Origin of the sequence: Caldimonas sp. (assembly GCF_046289365.1) — a bacterium.
GTDB lineage: Bacteria > Pseudomonadota > Gammaproteobacteria > Burkholderiales > Burkholderiaceae_C > Caldimonas.
This window is the reverse complement of record NZ_JBKBVU010000238.1, coordinates 1-4,146: the sequence shown is the minus strand read 5'-3', so window position 1 is coordinate 4,146 and position 4,146 is coordinate 1. Positions and strand designations below refer to the sequence as shown.

The 4,146-nt window shown below is 69.1% G+C and carries 3 protein-coding genes; 2 read left to right on the top strand and 1 reads right to left on the bottom strand.

Annotated elements, in window-relative coordinates; all coding sequences use genetic code 11:
- Window positions 1-346 (top strand): TOBE domain-containing protein (locus tag ACK42S_RS16125; protein ID WP_409709864.1); only part of this gene is annotated, 346 nt, incomplete at its 5' end.
- 70 nt (window positions 347-416) lie between these two features.
- Window positions 417-1,595 (top strand): carbohydrate porin, encoded by a 1,179-nt coding sequence (locus ACK42S_RS16120; protein ID WP_409709861.1) that lies wholly within the window; start codon window positions 417-419, stop codon window positions 1,593-1,595.
- 117 nt (window positions 1,596-1,712) lie between these two features.
- Here ACK42S_RS16120 and ACK42S_RS16115 read toward each other — a convergent pair whose 3' ends face one another.
- On the bottom strand, window positions 1,713-4,070 hold the full coding sequence (locus ACK42S_RS16115; protein WP_409709858.1) for a hydantoinase B/oxoprolinase family protein: 2,358 nt from the start codon (window positions 4,068-4,070) through the stop codon (window positions 1,713-1,715).
- Between the last annotated feature and the right edge of the window lie 76 nt (window positions 4,071-4,146).

The window sequence follows — 4,146 nt, the reverse complement described above, 5'->3', positions numbered from 1 at the left end:
CGCTGCGGACGCCGACACCGTGTTTCACCTGCAGGCGCACTGGGCTGTCGTGGTGCCGCTGCTTGCCGGTGCGGCCGCGCCGGGCGAGGTGCTCACCCTGGGCGTGCGGCCCGAGCACCTGGCCCTGTGCCGCGAAGGCGAGGGCTGGGCCGCCCGCATCGACCTGGTGGAGCACCTGGGCGATGCGCTGATCGTGCACGCGAGCCTGCGCGGCGAAGGCCGCGAGCCGCTGGCCGTGCGGCTGGCGCCCGGCCAGTCCGAACCGGCCGTGGGCCAGTCGGTGGGCCTGCGGCCCGATCCGCAGCACTTGCTGCTCTTCGACCCCCAGGGGCGCGCCCTGCAGTGACCGTTTTCTCAACCGCCGGATTCACCGGCCCTGTTCCTTCCCATCACAAGAGACGAGGAGATTGCCGACCATGAACACCAAGATCCTGATCGCCGCCCTGGCCTGGGCCGGCCTGGCGGGCGTCGCCCATGCGGCGTCCATCGACTTCTCCGGCTACATGCGCGCGGGCACCGGCATCAACGCACGCGGCGGCACCCAGGTGTGCTTCGGACTGCCCGGCGCCGACACGAAATGGCGCCTGGGCAACGAATGCGACTACGTGATCGAACCCAACCTCAGCGCCAAGCTGGCGAGCTTCGAAGGCTCGGACTGGCATGTGCACTTCATGCCCAGCGTCTATCGTGCCTGGGGCCAGGTCGAGGCCGGCACGGATGAGCTCACCACGCGCTTCGGCCAGGTCTATGCCTATGGCACCAACATCGCCGGGCTGGCCAACGGCAAGGTCTGGGCGGGCCGGCGCTTCTACAACCGTCTGCAGACGGGCATCAACGACCAGTTCCTGGAGATCAACGACGGCGATGGCGCCGGCATCGAGGACATGGACGTGGGCATCGGCAAGCTGAGCATCGGCTTCATGATGAATGGCCGCGGCCCGGCCAACGACAACCGCTATGCGCTGCCCATCCGTCTGACCGGCTTGCAGACCACGCCCAGCGGCGACCTCTCGATCTACGTCACACCCTCGGGCCAGTTGAAGAGCCGTGACCAGACCACCGGCCTCGACCCGGCCGACCAGGACAACGGCCTGGCCGTGGGTCTGTACCAGCGGCTCAACGGTGTGATGGGTGGCAACTGGCTGCTCGGCTTGCGGCACGACAAGCAGGGCGCGCTGAAGAACACGCGCGGCATCGTCCAGTTCGGCGGCAAGATCACGGCCGGCACCCACCTGGACGTGGTGGGCGAGTACCGCGTGCGCAAGGACGCCGCCGATGCCGGCAACAAGTGGCTGGCCCTGGGCGCACGCACCGACACGCACATCTCCGGGCCGTTCCGGGTCTTGCTCGAGGTGGGCCATGACCAGGTGAAGCCCGATGACGGCAGCGGCACGCGGCACATGACGAAGTTCACGCTGGCCGGTGCGGTGTCGGCCGGCAACGAGGCCTGGTCGCGCCCGACCATCCGGCTGTTCGTGACCCATGCGATCTGGAACGAGGCCGCACGCAACGCGCTGACGGGTCGCCTCCAGCAGGTGTATGGCGACAAGAAGGCGGGCACCTCCATCGGCATCCAGGCCGAGACCTGGTGGTAAAAATGCAAGGTGGCGCGTCGCGCCACCCCGGTTTTCTGGCAGGCCCCCGTGCGGGTGTGTTGCAGCGGTTGGGGAATCGCTTCGATCCGTCTCCTCGCGGCGGGCCTGCCCCCCCGTTCAGCCGGCCGGGGCTCCCCAGCCGCCGCCGCCGGGCGTCTCGATCACGAAGACATCGCCCACGCCCATCTCGGTGCTGCCGATGTGGGCCAGCACCTCCACGCTGCCGTCGGCACGCTCGACGCGGTTGACGCCCAGGGCGCCCGGCTCGCCGCCGGCCAGCCCGAAGGCCGGCACAGTGCGACCGTTGGACAGGATCGACGCCGTCATCGGCTCCAGGAAGCGGATGCGGCGCACGCCGCCGTCGCCGCCGCGCCAGCGGCCCGCGCCGCCCGAACCGCGGCGGATCTCATAGCTGTCCAGCCGCACCGGGTAGCGGAACTCCAGCACCTCCGGGTCGGTCAGCCGTGAGTTGGTCATGTGGGTCTGCACCACGCTCGTGCCGTCGAAGCCGTCCACCACCCGCCCCTGGTCGTCGGTGTACACCCCGGCCCCCGAGCCGCCCGAGATGGTCTCGTAGTACTGGTAGCGCTCGTTGCCGAAGGTGAAGTTGTTCATCGTGCACTGGCTGGCCGCGAGCACGCCCAAGGCGCCGTACAGCGCGTTGGTGATGCAGGTGGAGGTTTCCACGTTGCCCGCCACCACCGACGCCGGTGGGTGCGGGTTGAGCATCGAGCCCTCGGGGATGATCACCTCCAGCGGCTTGAGGCAGCCGGCGTTGAGCGGGATGTCGTCGCCGACCAGGGTGCGGAAGACATAGAGCACCGCGGCCATGCACACCGCCTTGGGGGCGTTGAAGTTGTTGTGCAGTTGTGGCGAGGTGCCGGTGAAGTCGATCACCGCGCTGCGCTGCACCCGGTTCACGCGGATGGCCACCTGGATGCGCGCGCCGTTGTCCAGCGGCAGCGTGAACTGGCCATCTTTCAGCGCGGTGATGACACGGCGCACCGACTCCTCGGCGTTGTCCTGCACATGGCCCATGTAGGCCTGCACCACGTCCAGCCCGAATTGTTCGACCATCTTGCGCAGCTCCTGCACGCCTTTTTCGTTGGCTGCGATCTGGGCCTTGAGATCGGCGAGGTTTTGCTGCGGGTTGCGCGAGGGGTATTCGCCGCTGGCCAGCAGGGCCAGGATCTCCTTCTCGCGCAGCACGCCGCCATCGACGAGCTTGAAGTTGTCGATCTGCACCCCTTCTTCCTCGATGCGGGTCGAGAAGGGGGGCATGGAGCCGGGCGTGGTGCCGCCGATGTCGGCATGATGGCCGCGCGAGCCGACGTAAAAGAGCGGCCGCGCATGTCCGTCGAGGAACACCGGGGTGACCACCGTCACATCGGGCAGATGGGTGCCGCCATGGTAGGGGTCGTTGAGGACATAGACATCGCCCGCTCGCATGCCGGGGTTGCGCGCGATCACGGTCTTGATCGACTCGCTCATCGAGCCCAGGTGCACCGGCATGTGCGGCGCGTTGGCGATCAGGTTGCCCTCGCCGTCGAAGAGCGCGCAGGAGAAGTCCAGCCGCTCCTTGATGTTCACCGAGTAGGCGGTGTTCTGAAGCTGCAGGCCCATCTGCTCGGCGATGTTCATGAACAGGTTGTTGAACACCTCCAGCATCACCGGGTCGACCGAGGTGCCGATGGCCTTGCGCTGCGTGCGCGCCTCGACCCGTTCGAGCACCAGGTGGTTCAAGGCGGTCACACGCGCCTGCCAGCCGGGCTCGACCACGGTGGTCGCGTTGCGCTCGGCGATGATCGCCGGGCCGGCGATCACATGGCCGGGCCGGGTCTGCTCGCGTATCACCAGCGAGGCGCTCCACCAGCGGGCGCCGCTGAACATCCGCACCTGCGCCGTCACCGGTGCGGGCGCGTCGGACGCCTCCGCCTGGCGCGGCTCCACCGGGGCTTCGCCGGCCCCCACCGCTTCGACCGACACCGCTTCGATCACCAGGCCCCGGTCGGGCATCAGGAAGGCGAAGCGCTGGCGGTAGGCGGCCTCGAAGGCCGCCCGCGTCTGCGCCACCGTACCCAGCGGCACCGACAGCGCGGTGTCCGTGCCCTCGTAGCGCACGCGGACACGGCGCTCGGTGCTCACGTGCCGGGTGTTCACCCCCTGGGCGAGCAGGTCCTCGCGCGCCTCGCGTTCGAGGGCCTCGACCTGGGCGGCCAAGGCCTCGAGTGCGGCCTCGTTCAGCGGGCGCTCGACCGCCGCCTCGCGCATCACGCGCTGATCGGCCAGGCCCATGCCATAGGCCGAGAGCACCCCGGCCAGCGGGTGCACGAACACGCGCGTCATGCCCAGGGCATCGGCGACCAGGCAGGCATGCTGGCCGCCGGCGCCGCCGAAACACTGCAGCGTGTAGCGTGTCACGTCGTAGCCGCGGGCCACCGAGATCTTCTTGATCGCATTGGCCATGCTGCCCACCGCGATGTCGATGAAGCCTTCGGCAACCTCCTCCTGCTAGCGCTTCCCGCCGGTGGCCGCCTCGATCTGCGCGGCC

Coding starts and splice junctions, on each gene's coding strand:
- ACK42S_RS16120 (WP_409709861.1), top strand. CDS start 417: ATGAACACCAAGATCCTGATCGCCGCCCTGGCCTGGGCCGGCCTGGCG.